This is a genomic window from Streptomyces sp. NPDC126497 (assembly GCF_040302425.1).
Taxonomy (GTDB): domain Bacteria; phylum Actinomycetota; class Actinomycetes; order Streptomycetales; family Streptomycetaceae; genus Streptomyces.
Genome location: NZ_JBEORT010000060.1, coordinates 1 through 21,829 on the forward strand (window position 1 = coordinate 1; position 21,829 = coordinate 21,829).

A 21,829-nucleotide genomic window follows, 5' to 3' on the forward strand; every position below is an offset into this window, starting at 1 on the left:
GCCCCCCCTCGGGGCCCCCGCCGCGCCCCCCCCGCGCCGGGTGGGGCAGATCCCCGCGGGCCGCCGGTCCGGCCTCCCGCCCCCCGCCCCACCCGGCGTCCCGCGTTCCCGTCTAGGCGGTGGGGCGCCCCATCGCGCGGTAGCGCCAGCCGGCCCGCCGCCACGCCTCGGGGTCGAGCGCGTTGCGGCCGTCGAGGATCAGCCGCTCCGCCGCCACCTCGCCCAGCGCCGCCGGGTCCAGCTCGCGGAACTCCCGCCACTCCGTCAGGTGCAGCACCACGTCCGCGCCCCGCACCGCCTCCAGCGCCGAGTCGGCGTACCCCAGCGTGGGGAAGAGGCGGCGGGCGTTGTCCATGCCCTTCGGGTCGTACACCGTGACCTGACCGCCCTGCAGGTGGATCTGCCCGGCCACGTTCAGCGCCGGCGAGTCCCGGACGTCGTCCGAGTCCGGCTTGAAGGTCGCGCCCAGCACCGCCACCCGCTTGCCGAGGAACGACCCGTCGCCCAGGGCCTGCCGGGTCAGCTCCACCATCCGGCCGCGCTGGCGCATGTTGATCGAGTCGATCTCCCGCAGGAACGTCAGCGCCTGGTCCGCGCCCAGCTCACCGGCGCGCGCCATGAACGCCCGGATGTCCTTCGGCAGGCAGCCGCCGCCGAAACCGATCCCGGCCCGCAGGAACTTCGCGCCGATCCGGTCGTCGTAGCCGATGGCCTCCGCCAGCTTGGCGACGTCCCCGTCCGCGGCCTCGCACACCTCGGCCATCGCGTTGATGAACGAGATCTTGGTGGCCAGGAAGGAGTTCGCCGAGGTCTTCACCAGCTCCGCGGTCGCGAAGTCGGTCACCACGAACGGCGAGCCCTCCCCGACGGGTGTGGCGTACACCTCCCGCAGCAGCTTCTCCGCCCGCTCACCGCGCACCCCCACCACGATCCGGTCCGGGTGCAGCGTGTCCTGCACGGCGAAGCCCTCGCGCAGGAACTCCGGGTTCCACGCCAGCTCCGCGTCCGGACCGGCGGGGGCGTGCTCGGCCAGGTAGGCGGCCAGCCGGTCCGCCGACCCCACGGGCACCGTCGACTTGCCCACGACCAGCGCGGGACCCTTCAGGTGCGGCGCGAGCGAGGCGATCGCGGAGTCGACGTACGACATGTCGCACGCGTACTCGCCGTGCCGCTGCGGGGTGTTCACGCACACGAAGTGGACGTCGCCGAACTCCCCGGCCTCGGCCCAGTCCATCGTGAACCGCAGCCGCCCGCTGGACCCCTCGATCCCGGCCACGTGCCTGCGCAGCAGCTCCTCCAGCCCCGGCTCGTACATCGGGACCTCGCCGCGCCGCAGCTTGTCGATCTTCTCCGGCACGACGTCGAGGCCCAGCACCTCGAACCCCAGCTCCGCCATGGCCGCCGCGTGGGTCGCACCGAGATAACCGGTGCCGATCACGGTGATCTTGAGGGCCATGGGTGCTCCAGGGGTCTACGGCGAGCAGTGCGGGCCCGAGCATAACCGGGAGCCCGGGGACGCCACCGGAGGGCTGTCGCCCAGCTCACCTATCCACGAGCACCGGGGAAGGCCTAACATTTGAGTTACTTAACGGTAGTTAGCGTGATCAGCATCGCAGTGTTTTGGAGCGTGAGAGACCTTGGCCGGATCGGCTGACTTCGACCTGTACCGCCCGTCCGAGGAGCACGACATGCTCCGCGACGCCATCCGCTCGCTGGCCGAGGCGAAGATCGCGCCGCACGCCGCCGCGGTGGACGAGGAGGCCCGCTTCCCGCGCGAGGCCCTCGACGCGCTGGTCGCGAACGACCTGCACGCCGTCCACGTCCCCGAGGAGTACGGCGGCGCCGGCGCGGACGCCCTCGCCACGGTCATCGTGATCGAGGAGGTGGCCCGGGTCTGCGCCTCCTCCTCCCTCATCCCGGCTGTCAACAAGCTGGGCTCGCTGCCGGTGATCCTCTCCGGCTCCGAGGCGCTGAAGAAGAAGTACCTGGCCCCGCTCGCCAAGGGCGACGCGATGTTCTCGTACTGCCTCTCCGAGCCGGACGCCGGCTCCGACGCCGCCGGCATGAAGACCAGGGCGGTCCGCGACGGCGACGCCTACGTCCTCAACGGCGTGAAGCGCTGGATCACCAACGCGGGCGAGTCCGAGTACTACACGGTGATGGCGGTCACCGACCCCGCCAAGCGCTCCAAGGGCATATCCGCCTTCGTCGTCGAGAAGTCCGACGAGGGCGTCTCCTTCGGCGCCCCGGAGAAGAAGCTCGGCATCAAGGGCTCCCCGACCCGCGAGGTCTACCTCGACAACGTCCGCATCCCCGCCGACCGCATGATCGGCGAGGAGGGCACCGGCTTCGCCACGGCGATGAGGACGCTGGACCACACCCGCATCACCATCGCCGCCCAGGCCCTGGGCATCGCCCAGGGCGCCCTCGACTACGCCAAGGGCTACGTCAAGGAGCGCAAGCAGTTCGGCAAGCCGATCGCCGACTTCCAGGGCATCCAGTTCATGCTCGCCGACATGGCCATGAAGATCGAGGCCGCCCGCCAGCTCACCTACGCCGCCGCGGCCAAGTCCGAGCGGGGCGACGGCGACCTCACCTTCCAGGGCGCCGCGGCGAAGTGCTTCGCCTCCGACGTCGCCATGGAGGTCACCACGGACGCCGTCCAGCTCCTCGGCGGCTACGGCTACACCCGCGACTACCCGGTCGAGCGCATGATGCGCGACGCGAAGATCACGCAGATCTACGAGGGCACCAACCAGGTCCAGCGGATCGTGATGGCCCGCAACCTGCCGTGACGGCCGACCGGTGAGCCGGTGAACGGAGGGCGTCCGCGGGCCGGGCGCCCTCCGCCCGTTCCCGGCCGCCGCGCGCCGTCACAGGAAGTGGCGGATCGGGGTGACCGCGGCCTCGGCGAGGCGCTCGGTCAGGGGGCGGCGCCGCCAGCGGGCCGGGTCGATGGGCTCGCTCAGCTCGCGGTCGGCGTCGAAGTCGGCGTCCAGCGCGGCCGTGAAGTCCTCGTCGAGGACGGCCAGCATGACCTCCTCGTCGTGCTCCAGGGAGCGGCGGTTGAAGTTGGTGGAGCCGATCAGGGAGCAGACGCCGTCCACGGTGACGATCTTCGTGTGCAGCATGGTCGGCTGGTACTCCCGCACCTCCACGCCCGCGTCGACCAGCGTCTGGTAGTGCTGCCGTCCGGCCAGCAGGCAGGCCCGCTGGTCGGTGTGCGGCCCCGGGAGCAGGATCTCCACGCGCACCCCCCGGCGCGCGGCGGCGGCCAGGAGGTCGACGAAGTAGGCGTCGGGCGCGAAGTAGGCCGTGGACAGCCGGAAGCACTCCCGCGCCGAGGTGATCATGACGCGCAGCAGGGTCTGCATGTCCTGCCAGCCGAAGCTGGCCGAGCCCCGCACGACCTGCACGGTGGCCCGCCCGGGCTGCTCCTGGGCGGTGAAGCGGTCGTGCTCGTCGTACAGGTCGTCGTGGCACTCGGCCCAGTTCTGGGCGAAGGCGGCGGCGATCCCGTCCACGGCGGGCCCCCGGACCCGTACGTGGGTGTCGCGCCACTCGCCGGGGTCGCGGGCGTCACCGCACCACTCCTGGGCGATGCCGACGCCCCCGGTGAAGGCGGTGTGCTCGTCGGTCACCAGGACCTTGCGGTGGCAGCGGTGGTTCTGCCGCATCGGCGACAGCCGGGTGGGCTTGCGGAACCAGGCCACCTGGACGCCGGCCCGGTCCATGGCGTCCAGCAGCTCCGGCTCGATCTCCTTGGCGCCGAAACCGTCCAGCAGCAGCCGCACCCGGACCCCCGAGCGCGCCCGCTCGGCCAGGGCGTCGGCGAACTCCCGCGCTATGTCGCCGCGCCAGTACACGAACGTCATCATGTCGACGGTGTGTTCCGCGGCGCGGATGGCCTCCAGCATCGCGGGGAAGATCCGGTCGCCGTTGCGCAGCGGCAGGAGCTCGTTGCCCTCGGTCGCGGCGATGCCGATGAGCCGCTCCAGCCGTCTGCGCAGCCGTTGCTTCTCCGCCTGTGGTGTCATGCGTGCCCTCCCCTGAGCCGCTCGTCCCGCCCCGTGGGGCGGCCGGTGTGCCGGCCGCCCCACCTCTTTTTGCCGCTGTCGCCGCTTCCAAGCAGACGCGCGGTCCGGGCCGCCCCGTGGCGCCCACGGGCCGTCCTGTGGTGCTCATGGGAACGGGGGCGTAGGACGGAGGGGCGGGGGCCGTTCCCCGGCCCCCGCCGTTCCCCGGCCCCTACTGTCCCCGGGAGGAACCATGACCCAGCAGCAGCCGACCACCATGGAACCGATGAGCGAGCAGATGCAGGACTGCGTCCAGGCGTGCATGGCCTGCCACGGCGTGTGCGAGGAGACCATGAGCTCCTGTCTGCAGGCGGGCGGCCAGGCCCGGATGCCGATCATGCGGGCGCTCATGGACTGTTCGGAAATGACCCGCATGTGCGCGGACATGATGATGCGCCGCTCGCCGCTGGCGAACGAGATGTGCATGATGTGCGCGCAGGCCTGCGACATGTGCGCCGAGGCGTGCATGTCCATGCCGGACGACGAGCGGATGACGCGCTGCGCCGAGTCCTGCCGCCGCTGCTCCGAGACGTGCCGTGCCATGGCGGGCGCCGCGATGTGACGCCGTCCCCGGACGTGGGGGGGGGGGGGGCGCGCCGGGGCGCCGGCGCCCCCCCCGCGCCCCCCCGCCCCCCCCCAGCCGCCCACCGAGGTGCGGGCGGCGGGGCGTGGGTGGTGGCGGTGCGGGCCTGCGGGGTGGGGGCCTGGGGCGCCGCGGCCGCCGCGCTACCCCGCCCCCCCACCACGTCCGGCGCCCGTGACGCCTCAGTCGCCCTTGACGGTGACCTTCTCGTCGTTGTTCAGCTGGCTCACCAGCTGCTTCACCTTGGCCTTGTCCCAGAGCAGGTTGCCGCCGGTGGAGCCCGCGATCGGCATGTTCATGGAGGTGCCCTCGCCTCCGCTGACGCCCTTCATCGACCAGAACATGTCGGCCAGGTCGAACAGGCCCATGTCCTCGTCGACGATCAGGGAGTCCAGGCCGGCGCCCATCGTCGGGTAGAGCGTGAAGGGGTTGAGGACCGTGCCCGGCGTGGCCACCTGGTTGGCGAGGGCGGAGAGGAACTTCTGCTGGTTCTTCGTACGGTCCAGGTCGGAGCCCGCCAGCGCGTAGCGGGTGCGGACGAAGGCCAGGGCCTCCTCGCCGTTCAGGGTCTGCTTGCCCTTCTTGAGGTCGGCGCCGGACTTGGTGTCCTTGATGTCCTGCGGGATGTCCATCTCGACGCCGCCGACCGCGTCCACGATGTTCGCGAAGCCGGCGAAGCCGATCTCCACGTAGTGGTCGATGTGCAGGCCGGTGTTGAACTCGACCGTGCGGACCAGCAGTTCGGGCCCGTCCTCGGCGTACGCGGCGTTGAGCTTCACCTGCCGGCCGGTCGCGGGGTAGGTCTTGCCCGACTCGGAGCCCACGAAGGACGGGATCTCGACGTTCGAGTCCCGGGGCAGCGAGACCAGGGTGGGGCCGTTGTCGCCGGTGTGCAGGATCATCATCGAGTCCGTGCGCTTGCCCTCGGCGGACCCGGTGTGCAGCTTCTTCTTGTCCTCGGCTGTCATGCCCGCGCGGCTGTCGGAGCCGACGATGAGGTAGTTGGTGCCCTCGCCCTTGTCGGGCCGCTCGATCACCTTCGACAGGTCGACCTCGCGGTTGAGCTTGGAGTCGGCCCAGAAGTACGTGCCGACGGTCGTCGCGACCAGCACCGTCACCACGGTGATCGCCGTCCACTTGGCGCGGCGGCGCCAGTCCGGCGCGGGACGCTGCGGGCCGCGGCCGCCGCCGCCCGGCCCGGCGGGTCCGCCGCCGGGCGTGCCGTACACCTGGCCGGTGTTGTAGCCGCTGTCGTAGCCGCCGCTGCCGTGTCCGTCCACGTACGAGGGCTGCTGCGGGACACCGCCGTACGCGCCCTGCCCGGGAGGGGCCGCCGGGCCGCGGCGGACCTGCCGCATGACGCGGGCGCCCTCGGGCCGTGCGCTCGCGCTGCCGCGTCCGTAGCGTCCGCCGCGGTTGTCGTCGGACCGTGCCTCGGGCCAATCAGTCATGGGAGACAGTGTGCAGGCCCCCGCCGTGTGCCGGACAAGGGTCGTCGGAAAATCAGGGCCCCGCTGTTGCGAAGCTGACACAAATTCCGCAGATGTCCCCTCGGCATAAGGTGGAGGCCATGACAGACCAGGCCACCGCCGCAGCCACGGAGAGTCCGGACATACCGGGCAAACCCACCTCGGCGTCCCGTACGACCCTCAGCCACATCATGACCCACAACGACACCAACCTGCTGGGCACGGTGCACGGCGGGGTGATCATGAAACTGGTCGACGACGCCGCGGGCGCCGTCGCCGGACGGCACTCCGGAGGGCCCGCGGTCACCGCGTCCATGGACGAGATGGCCTTCCTGGAGCCGGTCCGCGTCGGCGACCTGGTCCATGTGAAGGCCCAGGTCAACTGGACCGGCCGGACCTCGATGGAGGTCGGCGTGCGGGTGCTGGCCGAGCGCTGGAACGAGTCCGCGCCGGCCACCCAGGTCGGCTCGGCCTACCTCGTCTTCGCGGCCGTCGACGCCGACGGCAAGCCGCGCCGGGTGCCGCCGGTGCTGCCGGAGACCGAGCGGGACCGGCGCCGCTACCAGGAGGCGCAGATCCGCCGCGCCCACCGACTGGCCCGCCGCCGGGCGATCCTGGAACTGCGGGAGAGGCGGGCGGCCGAGGGCTTCGAGGACTAGGGCCTCTCGTTTGGATCATGTCGGCGTCGCGGGGCTTGGCACGCGCATCTGCCGCGTTGTCGTCAGTTGCCAACGCTCCGCGTTGGCGCCCTCCTCCGCCTTGCATCTGCACGCACCAAACCCCGCTCGGGTCGGCCACGACGCACCGCCGGTCGCGGCCGACCTGATCCATACGAGAGGCCCTAGGACGGGGCGGGCTCAGGAGCAGCTCACCTCGTCGCCCCGCAGCACACCGGACCCGCCCTGCCCCGGGCCCTCGACCCGGACCCTGCGGACCTCCTCGAAGTCGGCGCCCGCGATCACCTTCAGCGTGGCGCCCTGGCCCTTCACCGCGCGCAGTTCGCTGCCGGGAAGGGCCGCCGCGAGGGACTTCGCGGAGCGGTCCCAGCGGGGGTCGTAGGCGACGACCGTCCGCCGCACGTCCCGGGCCGCCGCGTTGGCCGGGGCGCCGGTGGTGGCGAAGCCGGCCGCCGCCAGCGCGGTGTCCACCCGCCGGCCCAGGCCCGTGGTCCGGGTGCCGTTCTCGACCTGGACGCGGATGCGCCGGGGGTCCACCGGGACGCGGGGCACCGTGTCGGGGGTGCGGTGCGCGGCCAGCGGCCGGTCCCGGCGCAGCGCGTCGAAGAGGCGCCCGGCCTTCTCGGCGTCCCACTTCAGCGTCGAGCCGGCACCCTTCGCGGCGTACTCCATGTCGGCGATCGGCACGGTGACGAACTCGGACGAGGAGGGCGAGAAGTTCCGCATCGCCCGGCCGAGGTCCAGGAGTTCACCGGTGCCGAAGCCCTCGTCGGCGCGGACCGATCCGAGCACCGCCCGGACCACGTCCCGGAACCTCATCGGGTTCAGCAGGACCCCGGAGGAGGTGACCCGGTCCACCAGGGCGGCCATGAACTGCTGCTGGCGCCTCATCCGGCTGAGGTCGGCGGCGCCGTCGACGTGCCGGGCACGGACGTACTGCAGGGCCTGGCCGCCTTCGAGGGTGTGCCGGCCGGCGGGCAGGTCGAGACCGGTGCGGCCGTCCTTCAGCGGTTCGGAGGTGCAGATCTCCACACCGTCGACCGCGTCCACGGTCTTCATGAAACTGGTGAAGTCGACCTCCAGGTAGTGGTCGATCTTCACCCGGGTCATCCTCTCGACGGTGCGCACGGTCAGCCGCGGCCCGCCCTCGGCGTACGCCGCGTTCAGCCTGAGCGGGTGCCCCCCGTGCCGTTCGCCGCTCACGCGGTCGGTGTGCGGGGGCGTCACGGCGTACGAGTCGCGGGGCAGGCTGACCACGCTGGCGCGGTCCCGGTCCGCCGAGATGTGCACGATCATGATCGTGTCGGTGCAGTGGCAGGGCTCCCCGCCGAGCCGGTACTTCTCCCGCTCCTGCGCGCCGATCTTCTCCCGGCCGTCGGTGCCGACCAGCAGGATGTTCATGCCGTGACCGGCCTCGGGCCGGTTCTTCATGTCGTGGAACGGGTCGACCCGGGCGATGTCCTCGTCGAGGCCGCTCATCACCGTGTGCCCGATGCCGGCGCAGGCGAGCACCACGGCCGAGAGCGTGATGACGGTGCGCACGACCCAGCGCGGCCTCCCCCGCGGCGGCGCGGGCGGCCGCGGACCCCTGGGGGGCGGCTGCGGCGGACGCTGCGGTGCGGTGCGGGGCCGGGGGGACCGCGGCGGCGTGGGCAAGGGGGGACACCTCCGGACGACGGCCGTGCGTGGGATCGTGAGCACGGTAGGCCGATACGATCTGCGGTCCGGCGCATCGCCCCCGGCGCGCGCGTCGGTGTCCCCCGTTCGCGGTAACGTGAGCCCTCTATGAACGCCAATCCCGACGTGCGGCTCCCCGCCGTTTCCGTGATCATGCCCGTCCTCAACGAGGAGCGGCACCTGCGTGGCGCCGTCCACGCGATCCTCGCCCAGGAGTACGCCGGCGAGATGGAGGTCGTGATCGCCCTCGGTCCGTCCACGGACCGCACGGACGAGATCGCCGCCGAGCTCGTGGCCGAGGACCCGCGGGTGCACACCGTGCCCAATCCGACCGGCCGCACCCCGGCCGCCCTCAACGCGGCGATCAAGGCCTCGCGCCATCCGGTCGTGGTCCGCGTCGACGGGCACGGGATGCTCTCCCCGAACTACATCGCGACCGCCGTGCGGCTCCTGGAGGAGACCGGCGCGCAGAACGTCGGCGGCATCATGCACGCCGAGGGGGAGAACGACTGGGAGCACGCCGTCGCGGCCGCGATGACCTCGAAGATAGGCGTGGGCAACGCCGCCTTCCACACCGGCGGCCGGGCGGGCGCCGCCGAGACCGTGTACCTCGGCGTGTTCCGGCGCGAGGCGCTGGAGCGGCAGGGCGGGTACAACGTGGAGTTCATCCGCGCCCAGGACTGGGAGCTGAACTTCCGCATACGCGAGGCCGGCGGGCTGATCTGGTTCTCGCCGGAGCTGAAGGTGTCGTACCGGCCCCGGCCGAGCGTGCGGGCGCTGGCCAAGCAGTACAAGGACTACGGGCGTTGGCGGCACGTCGTGGCCCGCTACCACTCCGGTTCCATCAACCTGCGCTACCTGGCCCCGCCGGCCGCGGTGTGCGCGATCGCGGCCGGGATCGTGGTGGGCGCCGCGCTGACCCCGTGGGGCTTCGTGGTGCCCGGGGGGTACCTCGCGGCGATCGTCCTGGGGTCCGTACCGGCCGGCAAGGGGCTGCCGCTCAAGGCACGGCTGCAGATCCCGGTGGCCCTGGCCACCATGCACATGTCGTGGGGCTGGGGCTTCCTGACCAGCCCGAAGTCCCTGGCCCGCAAGGTGATCGCGAGCCGCCGCCCCGCGGTCCGCGCGGACGCCGCCCCGCACTGACCGGACGCCGCCACGGGCCTCCCTCCCCGCCGGAGGGGGGCCCGTGCGCCGTGCTCACCAGGTGAACGCGGGGTTCACCTTCATGCAGGCCTCGTCGTCCGCGCCGTTGAGCGCCTCGGCGGACTCCGGAACCTCGTCGTCCTCCTTCGGGGCCCGGTACGTCGTGCCCTCGCGCCAGTCCGCGCCCACCACGAGCGTGACCCCGGAGACGTCGGTCGACCTGCGCACGGCGTCCGGCGCGATGCCCAGCGCCTCGGCGACCGCCTCGGCGTCGCCCTTCAGGTCCGCGCTGGGGTAACGGACGACGGTGGTCTTCTCGCTCGGGGAGGCGCCCGGGTCGGCGACCGCCCTGGCGAACCCCTCGTCCACCAGCAGCTCCGCGACGGCGGCGGCCCGGTCGTGCGCCGCGCCCAGGGTGTCGGTGCGGGTGCCGTTCTGCACCAGGACCGGTATCTCGGCGTCGTCGGCCGCCGGGTCGCCCGCGTCCTGGTCCGCCCGCGCCGGGGCGGTCCCCTTCTTCGGGTCCGCGCCGTCCTTGCCCTTCCCGCCGTCCCCGCCGTCCAGCGTGATGTCCTCGCGCACCAGCCGGAAGAGCTGCTCGGCGTCCTCCGTGGGCTCCACCCGGGCGCCCACGTACCGGTTGGGCATCGTGGTCATGGTGATGCGCTCCGGCTTCACCTTCCGCAGCTCGGTGCTGAGGTCGTAGAGCTTCTTGACCGAGTTCAGGCCCGGGTCGACGGTGAGCGCCTCGGTGGCCTTCTCGGCGAGCCTGCGCAGCTTGTTCGGGTTGCTCAGGGTGGCGTTCTCGCGCAGCTCGCGCACCATCGAGTTCATGTACATGTGCTGGGCCTTGGCCCGCGCCAGGTCGCTGCCGTCCTCGAAGCCGTAACGGGTGCGCAGCCACTGCAGGGCCTGCTCGCCCTTGACCGGGTGGGTGCCCTTCTCGAGCTTCAGGCCGGAGCCGTGGCCCTGGCCGTCGCGCGAGTGGATGTTGGCGTCGACGCACACCGGGACGCCGCCGACGGCGTCCGCCATCGCCACCACGCCCGCGAAGTCGACCATCAGGAAGTGGTCGATGTGGATGCCGGTGAGCTCCTGCCAGGTGGCGACCGTGCAGCCCGGACCGCCGTGCCCGAGGCTCTGGTTGGTCATCACCCGGCCCTCGCTCGCCGGGTACACCGTGCCGTCGTCGGGGTCGGTGCACTTGGGGATCCGTACGAGGGTGTCCCGCGGCATGCTGACGACCGACATGTTGCTGCGGTCGGCGGACAGGTGCACCAGCATCTGGACGTCCGCCAGCGGGGTGGAGCCGAACGTCTCCCGGGCGCCGCCGAGTTTCTGGTTCTCCTCGCTGTCCCGCGCGTCGGAGCCGATGAGCAGGATGTTCAGCGGGGTCTGTCCCGCGGCGTTCGGCGTCGGTTCCGGGACCTTCGTGTCACCGAGGTTGAGTTCCTGCTGCTCGATGTTGGCGTTGAGGTGCCGGTAGTAGAGGTATCCGGCGCCGGCCGTCCCCACCATCAGCACCGCCAGCGCCATCGCCGACCAGCGGAGCACCCGGCGCCTGCGCGGCGCCCCGCGTCCGCCTCCCGGGCCCTCGCCGTCGTCCTCCGGGACGCTCTCGTCCGCGGCGGCCGGTACGGCCTCCTGCACAATGTCCTGCGTCAACTTCCAAGTCCTCCCCAGCCCTTGGGGCCTGCCCGGCGGATCGTGCCGGACCGGCTCCGACGCCCCTGGCGCCCACGGCACGGGCCCGTCGTACGTCCTGGAGACATACGACGGGCCCGTGAGGTTGCGCTACGGCCTCAACTGGCGCACTGAACCTTGTCCGCCGTCGACTTCGGGACCCCCTCCGGAGCCTTCGCGGAGGTGGCGTCGAGCCTGACCCCGGCGCCCTTGAAGTCCTTGCCGAGGGTGAGGGTCATGGCGGGCAGTCCCTGGGCGTTGGGGACGCTCTCGCCGGGCTTCAAGGCGGAGCCGGACAGGCCGAGGATGTCGGCCAGGCGGCGGGCCTGGTCGGCCTGGTCGGGGGCGTACTCGAGGGTGGTCTTCTTCAGTTCCTCGGGGGCGTTGCCGGCGTTCTCGGACTTGGTGACGCCCGCCTCGATCTGGAGGTGGTTGAGTTCCTTCTGCGCGCTGTCCGGGGGAGCGCCGCCGTTGAGGATGCGGACGCGGACCTCGGAGGGGTCGGACTTGGCGCCCTCGAGGCGGGCGGCGGCCGCGGCGGACTCCTTCTTCTTCTCCTTCTTCTCCTTCTTCTTGACCTCGGTGAAGGAGACGTCGTTCGCGATCATCCCGAAGACCTGGGGCGCCTTCGACTCGTCGGGGACGACCGTCGCCCTGACCTTCTCGGCCGGGTTGTCGACCACCGGCACCGTCAGGAACGTGATGTTCTTCGGCGGCACCTTCTTCAGCTCCAGGGCGATGTCCTTGAGCGTGCCCACCTTGCCGATGGCGCTGTCCACGGTGAGCGCCTTGGTCGCGGCCTCGGCCAGCTTGATCAGCTTGGTGGGACTGGTGAGGGTGTCGCTGGAGGACATCTGCCGCATGAGGGAGCCCAGGAACTGCTGCTGGGCCTTGATGCGGTCCAGGTCGCCCTCGTTGCCGAAGGAGTGCCGGGTGCGCAGGAAGGCCAGCGCCTGCTCGCCCTCGACCTCGGACTCACCCGCGGGCAGCTTCAGATGGGACTTCGGGTCGTCGACCGGGTGCTCCACACAGACCTTCACGCCGCCGACCGCCGTGGTCAGCGTCTTGACCGCGTTGAAGTCGGCCATCATGAAGTGGTGGGGCTGGATGCCGGTCGCCTCCTTCACCGTGCGCATGGTGCAGCCGGCGTCCCGGCCGCCCTCGCCGAGGCTGCGGTTGAAGCGGACGCCCTGCTGCCCCGGGATGACCTTCTGCGTCCCGTCCTCCTGCGTGGTCGGGCAGTCGGGGATGTCCACGATCATGTCGCGCGGGATGCTGAGCGCGGTCGCGTTGGAGCGGTCCTCGGAGACGTGCAGCAGGATCGTGGTGTCCGCGTGGCCGACGCTGCCCTTGTCGCCGTAGCCCTCGTTGCCCGCACCGGTGCGCTTGTCGGTGCCGATGACGAGGATGTTGAAGGCCTCGTCCTTCTTGAAGCTGCTGCTCCCCGCGGTGCCCACGTCCGTCGTCGTGACGTTGCCCTCGAGGTGCTTGAGGTAGAGGTAGCCGCCGACGCCGGTCGCGAGGACGGCGAACGCCAGGGTGCCGCTGGTCCACAGCAGCACCTTCCTGCCCCGCGACTTCTTCTTCGCCGGCCGGCGTCCGCGCCGTCCCGGCGCCGGTTCCGCGGGCGCCGCACGGCGTCGCCGCTGGGGCGGGACCTCACGGCCGGGCGCGGCCGTACGGCGGCCCCTGGGACCGCCGGCGGTGCCGCCCGGGGCGGCACCGCGCGGGCCCGGGACGGCGGGCTGCGGTGCGGAATCGGGCAGGCGCAGTTCGTATTCGCCGGTGTCCGGATTCAACACCCACTGGTCTGCGGGATCGACGTCCTCTGTCCGCCCACGTCCTTGCGCGTCCACGGTTTTCCATCCTCCGTCAGGGCCACGCGGCGCCTGCTCTGAAGGCGCACGGTAAAAGTCAGCAAGTGCACTGCGCCAGAGCGGACCTCATGGCGGGGCACGGGGGTGCTCACACTATCTGCCAAGTTGAGCGTCAAACGGAACAGGTGACGTATTCGACGTTCCAACTTCCGGCACAACTGCTTGTATGTACCGGATTCCTACCATCGGTAGGGTTTGTACACGTCCATGCACGTACCCGTCTCCGATCCGTTCAGGGCGTCGCTGCTGTCGGGCAGGTCTCCGGCCTCCGGCTTCTCCTGCTGCGGGTACAACGTGCCCGAACGCCAGTCCGCTCCGACGTCGACTGTGACCCCGGACACGTCCGCCGACTTCCGCGTCGCGCTCGCCGGAATGCCCAGCGCCTCGGCGACCCGGCGGGCGTCCCCGGCCGACTCGTCGTCCGGGTGACGGACGACGGTCCTCCGCTCGGACAGCGCCGCCGAGGTGTCCGCCGTCGCCCTGCTGAAGCCCTGCTCCTCCAGCGCCCGGGCGATGGCGCGCGCACGGCCGTCGACCGGTCCGAGCGTGGCGGACCGGGTGGCGTTGCGCACCAGGACGTCGAGGCCGGCAGCCCGGGCGGAGTCGTCGGACGGCTCCGCGGAGGCCTTCGCCGCGCCGCCGGTGGCGTCCTCGCCGGAGCCCGCGCCGTCGTCCCCGCCGCCCTTGCCGCCCTTGCCGTCCTCGTCGCTCCTGCCGTCGCCGTTGGCGTCGAAGGACACGTCGTCGCGGAGCATCGCCCACATCTGCTCGGCGTCGTCACCGGCCGGAAGCAGGTGGTTCTTGTTCTCCGGGTCCTCGACGGTGGGCAGCGTCGTCATGGTGATGCGGTTCGAGGGGACCGTCTTGAGCTGCATGCCGAGGTCGAACAGCTTCTTGACCGTGCCGATCTCCTCGGACACCACCAGGGACTTCGTGGCCGCCTCGGCCAGACCCATCAGCCTGCCGGTGTCGGTGAAGACGTTCTGCTCCCGCAGGGTGCGCATCGCCGCGGTCATGTACATGCGCTGCGCTCGGGTCCGCAGCACATCGCTGCCCCAGGCGTGCCGGGTGCGCAGCCACTGCAGCGCCTGCTCGCCCTCGACCTTCTTGGTCCCGGCCCTCATCTTGAGCCCCGAGCCGCCGGGCACCCCGGGCAGCGGGCGGTCCCACACGTTCTGGTTCACGCAGACCTCGACACCGCCGATGGCGTCGGCCATCCGCACCACGCCGGCGAAGTCGATGGTCATCCAGTGGTCGATGTAGACGCCGGTGAGGTTCTCCCAGGTGGCCAGGGTGCAGCCGGCCCCGCCGCGGCCGAGCGACTCGTTGATGATCGTGTTCGTCGCCGGGTAGGTCCTGCCGGTCTTCGGGTCGGTGCACTCGGGTACGTCCACCCGGGTGTCACGCGGGATGCTCACCATCGCCGCGCTCCTGCGGTCCGCCGCCAGGTGGATCAGCATCTGCACGTCGCCCAGCGGCACGCCGTCGCGGTGGTCCCTGCCGCCGCCCAGCGCCACGTTCGCGTCGGAGGCGCGGCTGTCGGAGCCGATCAGCAGGATGTTCAGGGGGGTCTGGCCGGCGGCGTTCGGCTCGGACCTGCGGGCCTTGGAGTCGCCGCTGCTGCGCTCGCCCTTCTCGATGTTGCCGTTCAGGTGGTGGTAGTAGAGGTATCCGGCGCCGGCCGTGCCGAGTATCAGGACCGACAGGGTGACCGCGGACCATCTGAGCACGCGGTGCCGGCGCCGGGGCCGCCTGCCGTGACGGCGTCCCGCGCCGCCCCGGCCGGGACCGTTCCCGCGGGACGTGCCGTCCCCGGCGGGCCGGACCGCGTCCGGCCGTGTTCCCTCTCCCCGCACACCGCTGTGTGTCATGCGCTTCTCCCCGCCCTCGCTCCCGCGAACGTTCCCCTGCGCGCGGCCCTTGCGTACCGTCGGACACGCGTCGCCCCTCGATGGCTGTACGCCTGTGCCGGTGGACCGGGTCGCCCTTCCGGCCGTGACGGGGCCGTCCTGTAGGACGCGTGACGGGGCTCTCAGGTCACCCGGCGCACTTCACCTTGTCCGCCGTGGACTTCGGGACCCCCTCCGGAGCCTTCGCGGAGGTGGCGTCGAGCCTGACTCCGGCGCCCTTGAAGTCCTTGCCGAGGGTGAGGGTCATGGCGGGCGGTCCCTGGGCGTCGGGGACGCTCTCGCCGGGCTTCACGGCGGAGCCGGACAGGCCGAGGACGTCGGCCGGGCGGCGGGCCTGGTCGGGGGCGTATTCGAGGGTGGTCCTCTCCTCCCGGTGTGTGCTCCTGCGCACGGCGGGACCTCACGGGCCCCGGCGCACCGGAGCGCTCACACCAACCGCCCGGTTCGCCGCGGAGCGACGGCGGCGTCGCCTTCCCGGCTTCCTCACAGCGGGCAATGCGCGCATTTCCCGAACCGAGGGTCCATCGTCCCGGACGTGTTCCGGGCGGGTCCTGTGCCGGTCCTGTGACGCGCTTCACCCGCAGACGTCCTCGGCGGCGGAGTTGCCGGAGAACGTGGGCGCCGGGGAAGCGCCGCCGGGACCGCCGTCCGGCGCGGAATTCCGGGCCACCGGCGCGATCGCCACGGGCCGGTCCGTGCGCAGCCGGGCGAACAGCTCCTCCGCCGCGGGCTGCGCGAGCTGGTCACGATCGGCGTTCCCGGTGTACGGCTCACGGGGAACGGTCAGGAACCGCACCCGGGCCGTGGGGATTTCGCGCAGCCCGCGGGCGAGGTCGTACAGACCCCGCAGACTGGCCAGTCCCGGGTCGGTGGTGAGCGACGAGGTGGCCGCGTCCAGGACGGGATACAGCTTCACCGGATTCAGCAGCACGTCGTTGCCGCTCACCTTGTGCACGAGCGCGCCGAGGAAGCGCTGCTGGCGCTCCATGCGGCCGGTGTCGCTGCCGTCACCGAGGGTCTTGCGGGCCCGGACGTAACCCAGCGCCTGCTCCCCGTTCAGCGTCACCCGGCCCGCGGGCAGGCTCAGCCGGGCGTCCTTGTCGTCGACGGGCTCGCGCAGGCACACCTCGACGCCGCCCACCGCGTCGACCATGTCCTTGAAGCCGTCGAAGTCGACGACGACGTGGTGGTCGACGCGGATGTCCGTCAGCTTCTCGACCGTTCGGATGGTGCAGGCCGAACCGCCCACCGCGAAGGCGGAGTTGAACATCGTGAACACCGGTTCGGAGCGGGATCCGTCGGGGCGGCGGCAGCCGGGCACCTCCACCATCAGGTCCCGGGGGATGGACACCGCGGTGGCGCTGTGCCGGCCCGTCGACAGGTGCAGCAGGATCACGGTGTCCGAACGCTCGGTCCCCGCGTCCCGCCCGTAGCGGGCGTTGCCCTCGCCGGAACGGGAGTCCGAGCCGATCAGCAGGATGTTCCGGGCGTCCTCGACGAGTGCCGTGGGCCGCTCCTTCTCGAACCGCGCGAGTTCGGCGGCCGCCGCCTCGTCGGGGGTGATGTTCCCCTCCAGCTTCCGGTACACCGCCCACCCGGCGCCCGCGGCCGCGAGCAGGACGACCACGAGGGCGAACCCGGTCCCGCGCGCCCAGCGCCGCCGGCGCCGCCGGGCCCGTCCCCGCCCGCTCGCCGAGGACCCCGTCCCCGGGCCGAGGGCGCGCCCGCCCCCCGGCTGCGCGGAGGACGCGCCTGCGGTGTCGCTCATGACCGGGTCCACCCCTCGCTGCGTACGGCGTGCGGTGATGCCGTTGCGTACGACGATGACCCGGGACGGCGGTCCGGGGCGGGTGGTGGTGCGCCGAACGGGGGAGGGGCGGGCGGCGGACGGCCGGTGGCGCCTGCCGTCAGCGGGCGATGGCCGTCACCCGTTCGCTCTCCACCCGCTTGTCCAGGGCCTCGCCCCCGAGGCGGTCCAGGTTCCGGCACAGCACCACGGAGCCGCCGGTGGCCAGCGCCCCGTACAGGCCCGCGTTCAGGCCCTCCCACGTGTCGTACGGCCGCCCCGACAGGATCCGCGAGCCCGGCCCGGTCAGACCGAGCTCCGGCGCCTCGGCCCGGGCCCGCTCGACCACCTCCGCCCCGGTGAACTCCCGGCCCGCCACGATCAGCGCCGGCTCCTCGGGGTCGACCGGCGCGTACGGCACGAAGCGGTCGCCCTGCCCCGGCACCTCGACGGCGTAGTCGGCGAAGCCCTCCGGCGGCTGCGGGAAGCGCCCGCCGAGCGGTCTGAGCGCCAGCGCGATCCGGGCCCCCGAGCAGGCCCGCGCGGCCTCCAGCGACCCCGGCTCCGGACCGCTCACGGCCACGTCGGCCGCCGCCGGGTCCCCCGCCACGTCCGCGACCGCGCCCACCGACGCGCACGCCAGCAGCCAGACGGCCGTCTGCCAGTGCGCGGGCAGCAGCAGGGCCACCCGGTCGCCGGGCTCCACGGACAGTTCGTCCCGGAGGAGGTTGGCGGTCTTGGCCACCCAATTGGCGAAGGTGGCCACGGACAGTTCGACGCGTTCGCCCGTGGCGTCGTCGTAGAAGGTCACCAGGGGGCGTCCCGGGTCCGCGGCGAGCGCGGAACCCAGCAGGTCGGCAGGGGTGCGGTCGGTGGCGTTCACCCGTGCAAGCGTACGCGGGCCCGGCCGCGCGCACCGCCCGGCCGGGGCACCGGTTCGGGGGAACGCGCTCCGACGGGCCGTCAACTCCCCGATGGACAGATTTGTCTGACCATGTCCAAGATCAGGGGCATGCGTGGAATTCTTGCTTCCTCAATCGGTGTCACCTGCGCCGCCGCCCTCGCCCTCCCGCTCGCTCCGCCCGCCGCCGCGGCGGCGGCGGACGCGAGACCGGTGCCGACGGCAGGAGCGGCCACGCGCGCAGCGGTGACGGCCCGGTCCGACATCCCCGGCAGCACCCGGTCGCTGCCCCTGAGGACCCTCGCCCGTGACCGTGCCTCCGGCGCCGCCGTCCTCGGCCTCACCCCGCGGGCCGTACGGCCCTTCTCCCTCCTCGGCGTCGTCTGGGACGACCCCGCCGCCGAGCTCCACGGCCGCGTCCGGGTCCGTACCCGGGCGGCCGGCACCGGCACCTGGTCCGGCTGGCGGGACGTCGAGACGCACTACTCCGACCACGCGGCCGATCCGGACGACGCGGAGGGCGCCCCGGAAGGGGTGCGCGGCGCCACGGCGCCGTTGTGGGTGGGGGAGTCGGACGGGGTGGAGATCCGGGTCCGGCCGGAGCCCGGTGAGGGCGGGACCGGTGAGGGCGGGGAGGCCGGGGCGCTCGGAGTCGAAGGGGGTGAGGCGGGAGGGTCCGGGGGCGGTGACCACGCGGAGCTGCCGTCCGGGCTGCGGCTCGAGCTCGTCGATCCGGGGAGCGAGGCCCCGGACGGTCCGCGCACCGCCGCCATGGACGCCGGGGCGACCGCCGCCTCCGCGGCCAACTCCGACCTCGCGCCGCTCGGCGCCCTGGAGATCCCCGCGCTGGACGGCGAGCGGACCCGGCGGGAACTGCTCGCCCTGCGCGGGGCCGAACTGACCGAGCGGCAGCGGGCCGAGCCGTACATCGGGCCGCGCCCCGCCGTCGTCACCCGGCGCGGCTGGGGGGCCGACGAGAGCCTGCGGGAGAAGCGGTTCGTGTACACCGGCAAGGTCAAGGCGGCCTTCGTGCACCACACCGCCTCCGGGAACAAGTACACCTGTGCGCAGACCCCTTCGCTCATCCGCGGGTTCTACCGCTATCACGTGCGGAGCCTGGGCTGGCGGGACATCGGCTACAACTTCCTCGTCGACAAGTGCGGCGGGATCTACGAGGGCCGGGCCGGGGGAGTGGCGAAGCCGGTCAAGGGGGCCCACACCATGGGCTTCAACACCGACACCACGGGCATCGCGGTGATCGGCTCCTACGGCTCCAAGAAGCCGTCGTCCTCCGCCGTGAAGGCCGTCGCCCGGCTCACCGCGTGGAAACTCGGGCTGCACGGGATGAATCCGCGCGCCAAGACATATCTGAAGTCCGGCGGTGGCAATCTCTACCGAAAAGGCGAGAAGGTACGACTGAACGTGATCTCCGGTCACCGGGACGGGTTCAACACCTCGTGCCCAGGGGGGAAGCTCTACAAGAAGCTCGGCACCGCGCGCTCCACGGCGGCCCGCTACCAGGGCCGCTGAGGCGGGCCGGGCGCCCCTTCCTGCCGGAGCCGGTCTGCATAAACTGGCCGGCCGAAAGAGAGTTCGGCCGGTCCCGGCAGGAAGCAGAGACGACAGGTGACAGAAGCGATCCTCCTGGTCGGCGGCAAGGGCACGCGGCTGCGCCCCCTCACGGTGCACACGCCCAAGCCCATGGTCCCGGCGGCCGGGGTGCCCTTCCTCACGCACCAGTTGGCGAGGGCGAGGGCGGCGGGCGTCGAGCACATCGTCCTGGCCACGTCCTACCTGGCGGAGGTCTTCGAGCCGTACTTCGGCGACGGGGCGGCCCTCGGGCTGCACATCGAGTACGTGACGGAGGAGGAGCCGCTCGGTACGGGCGGCGCCATCCGGAACGTCGCCTCCCGGCTGCGCTCCGGTCCGGACGAGCCGGTGCTGGTCTTCAACGGGGACATCCTGACGGGGCTGGACATCCGGGCGCTGGTGCGCACCCACGAGACGGCCGGCGCGGACGTCTCGCTGCACCTGACCAAGGTGACGGACCCGCGGGCGTACGGGCTGGTGCCGACGGACGACACGGGGAGGGTGCTCGCCTTCCTGGAGAAACCGCAGACGCCGGAGGAGATCGTCACCGACCAGATCAACGCGGGGGCGTACGTCTTCCGCCGCTCGGTGATCGACACCATCCCGGCGGGGCGGGTGGTGTCGGTGGAGCGGGAGACGTTCCCGGGGCTGCTGGCGGCGGGGGCGCACCTGCAGGGCATGGTCGACTCGACGTACTGGCTGGACCTGGGGACGCCGGCGGCCTTCGTACGGGGTTCGGCGGACCTGGTGCTGGGCCGTGCGCCGTCGCCGGCGGTGCCCGGGCGCTGCGGGGACCGGCTGGTGCTCCCCACGGCGACCGTGGCGCCGGACGCGAAGCTGGCGGGCGGGACGGTGGTGGGCGAGGGCGCGTTCGTGGCGGAGGGCGCGCGGGTCTTCGGCAGCACCATCCTGCCGGGGGCGGTGATCGAGCCGGGTGCGGTCGTCACGGACTCGCTGATCGGCACGCGGGCCCGGGTGGGCGAACGCTCGGTGCTGACCGGCACGGTGATAGGCGACGGCGCGGTCGTCGGACCCCGCAACGAGCTCCGTGAGGGCGTCCGCGTGTGGTGCGACGCGACGATCCCGGCGGGCGCGCTCCGTTTCTCCTCGGACCAGTGACGCCTGCGGTGCGGTGCCTGAGGCCGGTGGGTGGGCCGGGGTCGCGTCGGGGGTGTCCGTCCTCGGGCCGGCGCGCATCACGCCCGCTGGAAGGGGCGCGGGGCGCGGACGCGCCGGCCGCTGCGGGCGGCCACCTCCGCCCCGCCCCCTCCCGCCGCGGGCGCCGTTTCCGCGAGCGGCCCCCCACCGCGTCAGCCGCGGGCAGTGGTGCCGAGGCGGGGGAGGCACCCCTTGAGCGCCGGGCTGCGCGACCACCCCCCCGGCCGGCGCCGGGGCGCCCCGTGACGCGCCGGGCCCGCCCGGCCGGACCTCACAGCCGCCCGATGTCCCCGTACGGCATCCGCGGCGCCCGCCGCTCCGGCACCCTCCCGCTCAGCAGGATCAGCCGCGCGGCCCGGTGCCGCTGCCCCGCGTACGGCTCCAGCAGCGACAGCATCACCGCGTCGTCCGCGTGCCGGTCCCCCGCGAGCGCCCACCCCACGATGCCCGGCAGGTGCAGGTCCCCCACGGTCACCGCGTCGACCGCCCCGTGACTCCGCTGCACCGTCTCCGCCGACGTCCACGGCCCGATCCCGGCCACCAGCTCCCACCGCGCCCGCGCCGCCTCCGGAGACATCCCCGCCGTCTCCTCCAGCCGCGCGGCGACCCGCACCGCCCGCAGGACCGTCGACGCGCGCTTGTCGTCGACCCCGGCACGGTGCCACTCCCAGGAGGGAATCAGCGCCCACGTGCGCGGCGCCGGCATCACCGACATCCGCTCCGGCGCGGGTCCGGGCGCCGGCTCCCCGTACTTCCGCACCAGCAGCCGCCACGCCCGGTACGCCTCACCCGTGGTGACCTTCTGCTCCAGGATCGACGGGATCAGCGACTCCAGCACCAGCCCGGTCCGCGTCAGCCGCAGTCCCGGACGCCGGTGCCGGGTCAGCGCCAGCAGCCTGTGCCGGGGCACGAAGGCGGACGGATCGTCGGCGGCGCCGAGCAGGTCCGGCAGCTTGTCCAGGAGCCAGTCGGCGCCCGGCCCCCACGCCTCGCCCCGGATCTCACCGGCGCGCCCCGTCACCCGGAGCGTCCCCGGACCCGCCGGCGTCAGGCTGGCCCGCCACACGGAGCCGTCCGGCAGCGCCCGGAACGTCGGATCGCCGGGCCCGCGCCGCAGCGGACCGAGGACCAGCCCGAGGTCCAGGGGGCCCTCCGGCGTCCACGTCCGTACGCGGGCCGGGGACGGTGCCCGGCCGGGAAGGCCCGCGGGCACGGCGGTGTGCCCGCCGCGCACGGTCGTGCGCGCGGGGAGGCGGGGGGCGAAGCGTCCTGCCACGAGGGATCCCAGGGACGGAA

At 72.9% G+C, this 21,829-nt stretch carries 16 protein-coding genes and 1 pseudogene; 6 read left to right on the plus strand and 11 right to left on the minus strand.

Annotated features, from left to right (window positions below; genetic code table 11):
* Window positions 1–112 precede the first annotated feature (112 nt).
* Window positions 113–1,456 (minus strand): UDP-glucose dehydrogenase family protein, encoded by a 1,344-nt coding sequence (locus tag ABTY20_RS23135; RefSeq protein ID WP_351998928.1) that lies wholly within the window; start codon window positions 1,454–1,456, stop codon window positions 113–115.
* A gap of 181 nt (window positions 1,457–1,637) precedes the next feature.
* On the opposite strand from ABTY20_RS23135, the gene ABTY20_RS23140 reads away from it, so the two are divergent.
* Window positions 1,638–2,795, plus strand: coding sequence for an acyl-CoA dehydrogenase (locus ABTY20_RS23140; RefSeq protein WP_351998929.1), 1,158 nt, complete (start codon window positions 1,638–1,640; stop codon window positions 2,793–2,795).
* A 78-nt stretch (window positions 2,796–2,873) separates the two neighbouring features.
* Here the strand turns inward: ABTY20_RS23140 and ABTY20_RS23145 are convergent, their stop codons facing one another.
* On the minus strand, window positions 2,874–4,037 hold the full coding sequence (locus ABTY20_RS23145) for a phospholipase D-like domain-containing protein (RefSeq protein ID WP_351998930.1): 1,164 nt from the start codon (window positions 4,035–4,037) through the stop codon (window positions 2,874–2,876).
* 232 nt (window positions 4,038–4,269) lie between these two features.
* On the opposite strand from ABTY20_RS23145, the gene ABTY20_RS23150 reads away from it, so the two are divergent.
* Entirely contained in the window at window positions 4,270–4,638 is a 369-nt protein-coding gene (locus tag ABTY20_RS23150) for a four-helix bundle copper-binding protein (protein WP_351998931.1), read from the plus strand.
* A 203-nt stretch (window positions 4,639–4,841) separates the two neighbouring features.
* Here the strand turns inward: ABTY20_RS23150 and ABTY20_RS23155 are convergent, their stop codons facing one another.
* Window positions 4,842–6,110, minus strand: coding sequence for an LCP family protein (locus tag ABTY20_RS23155; RefSeq protein ID WP_351998932.1), 1,269 nt, complete (start codon window positions 6,108–6,110; stop codon window positions 4,842–4,844).
* A 119-nt stretch (window positions 6,111–6,229) separates the two neighbouring features.
* Here ABTY20_RS23155 and ABTY20_RS23160 point away from each other — a divergent pair, with 119 nt between their 5' ends.
* Entirely contained in the window at window positions 6,230–6,787 is a 558-nt protein-coding gene (locus ABTY20_RS23160; protein WP_351998933.1) for an acyl-CoA thioesterase, read from the plus strand.
* Window positions 6,788–6,985: 198 nt separating this feature from the next.
* Here ABTY20_RS23160 and ABTY20_RS23165 read toward each other — a convergent pair whose 3' ends face one another.
* On the minus strand, window positions 6,986–8,461 hold the full coding sequence (locus ABTY20_RS23165) for an LCP family protein (protein WP_502991866.1): 1,476 nt from the start codon (window positions 8,459–8,461) through the stop codon (window positions 6,986–6,988).
* A 129-nt stretch (window positions 8,462–8,590) separates the two neighbouring features.
* Here ABTY20_RS23165 and ABTY20_RS23170 point away from each other — a divergent pair, with 129 nt between their 5' ends.
* Complete coding sequence (locus ABTY20_RS23170) at window positions 8,591–9,628, plus strand: glycosyltransferase family 2 protein (protein WP_351998935.1); 1,038 nt, start codon at window positions 8,591–8,593, stop codon at window positions 9,626–9,628.
* Window positions 9,629–9,682: 54 nt separating this feature from the next.
* On the opposite strand, the gene ABTY20_RS23175 is transcribed toward ABTY20_RS23170, so the two are convergent.
* The 6 genes and pseudogenes from ABTY20_RS23175 to ABTY20_RS23200 form a co-directional block, all read right to left on the minus strand.
* The gene (locus ABTY20_RS23175) at window positions 9,683–11,293 is read right to left on the minus strand and encodes an LCP family protein (protein WP_351998936.1); all 1,611 of its coding nucleotides are present in this window, start codon (window positions 11,291–11,293) and stop codon (window positions 9,683–9,685) included.
* A 137-nt stretch (window positions 11,294–11,430) separates the two neighbouring features.
* Window positions 11,431–13,167 carry an LCP family protein gene (locus ABTY20_RS23180; RefSeq protein WP_351998937.1) on the minus strand — a complete coding sequence of 579 codons (1,737 nt, stop codon included), beginning with the start codon at window positions 13,165–13,167 and terminating at the stop codon, window positions 11,431–11,433.
* A gap of 200 nt (window positions 13,168–13,367) precedes the next feature.
* Window positions 13,368–15,059, minus strand: a complete 1,692-nt coding sequence (locus ABTY20_RS23185; RefSeq protein WP_351998938.1) for an LCP family protein — start codon at window positions 15,057–15,059, stop codon at window positions 13,368–13,370.
* A 166-nt stretch (window positions 15,060–15,225) separates the two neighbouring features.
* Window positions 15,226–15,462, minus strand: a pseudogene (locus tag ABTY20_RS23190) (LCP family protein); the annotation flags it as partial.
* A 210-nt stretch (window positions 15,463–15,672) separates the two neighbouring features.
* The gene (locus tag ABTY20_RS23195; RefSeq protein WP_351998939.1) at window positions 15,673–16,866 is read right to left on the minus strand and encodes an LCP family protein; all 1,194 of its coding nucleotides are present in this window, start codon (window positions 16,864–16,866) and stop codon (window positions 15,673–15,675) included.
* Window positions 16,867–17,005: 139 nt separating this feature from the next.
* Complete coding sequence (locus ABTY20_RS23200; RefSeq protein WP_351998940.1) at window positions 17,006–17,767, minus strand: TIGR03089 family protein; 762 nt, start codon at window positions 17,765–17,767, stop codon at window positions 17,006–17,008.
* 129 nt (window positions 17,768–17,896) lie between these two features.
* On the opposite strand from ABTY20_RS23200, the gene ABTY20_RS23205 reads away from it, so the two are divergent.
* Window positions 17,897–19,315 (plus strand): peptidoglycan recognition protein family protein, encoded by a 1,419-nt coding sequence (locus ABTY20_RS23205; RefSeq protein WP_351998941.1) that lies wholly within the window; start codon window positions 17,897–17,899, stop codon window positions 19,313–19,315.
* A 96-nt stretch (window positions 19,316–19,411) separates the two neighbouring features.
* Window positions 19,412–20,494 carry a mannose-1-phosphate guanylyltransferase gene (gene manB / locus ABTY20_RS23210; protein WP_351998942.1) on the plus strand — a complete coding sequence of 361 codons (1,083 nt, stop codon included), beginning with the start codon at window positions 19,412–19,414 and terminating at the stop codon, window positions 20,492–20,494.
* A gap of 310 nt (window positions 20,495–20,804) precedes the next feature.
* On the opposite strand, the gene ABTY20_RS23215 is transcribed toward manB, so the two are convergent.
* Window positions 20,805–21,809, minus strand: coding sequence for a DNA-3-methyladenine glycosylase family protein (locus tag ABTY20_RS23215; RefSeq protein WP_351998943.1), 1,005 nt, complete (start codon window positions 21,807–21,809; stop codon window positions 20,805–20,807).
* Window positions 21,810–21,829 lie beyond the last annotated feature (20 nt).

Bases quoted from the DNA above. Each gene is read 5' to 3' on its own strand.
- ABTY20_RS23135 (WP_351998928.1), bottom strand. From the start codon at position 1,456: ATGGCCCTCAAGATCACCGTGATCGGCACCGGTTATCTCGGTGCGACC.
- ABTY20_RS23145 (WP_351998930.1), bottom strand. From the start codon at position 4,037: ATGACACCACAGGCGGAGAAGCAACGGCTGCGCAGACGGCTGGAGCGG.
- ABTY20_RS23150 (WP_351998931.1), top strand. From the start codon at position 4,270: ATGACCCAGCAGCAGCCGACCACCATGGAACCGATGAGCGAGCAGATG.
- ABTY20_RS23155 (WP_351998932.1), bottom strand. From the start codon at position 6,110: ATGACTGATTGGCCCGAGGCACGGTCCGACGACAACCGCGGCGGACGC.
- ABTY20_RS23160 (WP_351998933.1), top strand. From the start codon at position 6,230: ATGACAGACCAGGCCACCGCCGCAGCCACGGAGAGTCCGGACATACCG.
- ABTY20_RS23170 (WP_351998935.1), top strand. From the start codon at position 8,591: ATGAACGCCAATCCCGACGTGCGGCTCCCCGCCGTTTCCGTGATCATG.
- ABTY20_RS23185 (WP_351998938.1), bottom strand. From the start codon at position 15,059: ATGACACACAGCGGTGTGCGGGGAGAGGGAACACGGCCGGACGCGGTC.
- ABTY20_RS23195 (WP_351998939.1), bottom strand. From the start codon at position 16,866: ATGAGCGACACCGCAGGCGCGTCCTCCGCGCAGCCGGGGGGCGGGCGC.
- ABTY20_RS23205 (WP_351998941.1), top strand. From the start codon at position 17,897: ATGCGTGGAATTCTTGCTTCCTCAATCGGTGTCACCTGCGCCGCCGCC.